2 protein-coding genes are annotated in these 1,544 nt (G+C 65.9%); one reads left to right on the plus strand and one right to left on the minus strand.

What is annotated here, in order from left to right; translation table 11 throughout:
- Nucleotides 1–1,127, plus strand: a 1,127-nt coding sequence (locus ACXJKR_RS32155) for a right-handed parallel beta-helix repeat-containing protein (RefSeq protein WP_457326311.1), incomplete at its 5' end; no start/stop codon positions are given.
- 21 nt (nt 1,128–1,148) lie between these two features.
- On the opposite strand, the gene ACXJKR_RS32160 is transcribed toward ACXJKR_RS32155, so the two are convergent.
- On the minus strand, nt 1,149–1,544 hold a 396-nt coding region (locus ACXJKR_RS32160), incomplete at its 5' end, for a hypothetical protein (RefSeq protein ID WP_457326312.1).

The following is a 1,544-nucleotide window of genomic DNA, read 5'->3' on the forward strand; positions in this document are numbered from 1 at the left end:
CCTTCACGCAATACGCCTACCGGGCCATCGACATCGAGGGCAAGAAGCCGTCGACGCTGGTGTCGGAAGAACCGACCGACGATCCCGTCGGCCCGTCACCTGAAAGCGAGCACGGCAAGGAGGTCATGGGCACGCTGCTGGAGAACGTCACCATCAGCCATTGCTCGCGCGTGGCCGGCTACTTCCGCGGCGACGGGCTCGTCATCCGCAACTCCCTCATCAGCGACACCGGCACCGAGGGCATCTATGTCATCGGCTCGTCGGACGTGCTGCTGGAGCGCAACCTCATCCGGCGCAACAACGTGGAGAAGTTGACCGGCTATTTCCCGGCAGCGGTGAAGATCTTCAACCAGTCCTACCGCGTCACCGTGCGCGACAACCTCATCGTCGAGCAGCCGAACTCCAATGGTGTCTGGTACGACGTGGGCAATGTCGGCGGCGCGTTCGTCAACAACTACGTCGAGGGCACGATGGCGGGGCTGTTCTTCGAGATCAGCAAGGGCGTGACTGTGGCCGGCAATGTGTTCGTGAACAACCAGCAGGGCATCCGCATCCTGAACAGCGCGGGCGCCAAGGTGCACCACAACACCTTCTTCAATTCGCCGGTGCTTATCGATCGCAACGAGCGCAGCGCCCAGGGCGATCACTTCGGCTGGCATCCGCAGACGGGGCCAGATGTCAATGAGCGCGTCGGCCATGTGTTCGAGGGCAACCTGCTGGTGGCAGACGCCGGCCTCAAGGGCCCGCTGCTGCGCTTCGAACAAGCACGTGTCACCTGCGCCAAGGTGACCCAGCCGATGGCCCAACGCGTCGATGGCAACCTCTACCTGCGTGCCGGTGGCGCGGGCCAGCCTCTGGTCAGTTGGGCACCGGCGGCAGGGACGGACTGCCAGACGCAATTCGCCAGCCTCGACGACTTCCGGCAGGCCGTGCCGGGTATGGAAGCCAAGGGCAGGGCGCTACTGCCCTACGAAGGAGCTGTGTTCCGCAGCCCGGAGCTGCGCCGCTTTGAACTCGCTCGTGTGCCGGAGGGCGTTCAGCCGCTGCCGGTGCCAGGGGAGATACGCAAACTGCTCGGTTGGGAGGCAACGCATTTGCCGGGCGCGCTGCCGGCCAGCTCGCGCTGAGGGCGCTCCGGCCCGAGCCTCCTAGTGGCGCTTGCGCCAGGCATCTACCACACGCTCCGTCAGCGCATCGGTCTCGCGCTGTTCGTCGGCGCTCAGCGCCGGCGGCGCCCAGCGCCCTTGGCGCATCATCTTCTCGACGTTCTCCATCGAATCGCGGCTTTCCTTGGTCGCCGCCGGGCCGGACATTTCAGTCAGGATGCGCAGCCACGCTTCCTTGTAGGCCTGCCGCTGCATCGCCGTCTCGCCCAGCGCGCCGAATGAATGGACGTAGGTCGACAACGCCTCCAGGTCGCCGTCCTCGGCGGTCTGCCGCACCTCGCGTTGCAGCTTGCCGAGCAGTTCCGGTGCGGCGACGGCCTGGTTGGCATGGGCGTTGAGCCACAGCAGGTACGCCAGCGCCATGCCAGGGAGCTCTCC

Source organism: Roseateles sp. P5_E11 (assembly GCF_054049355.1).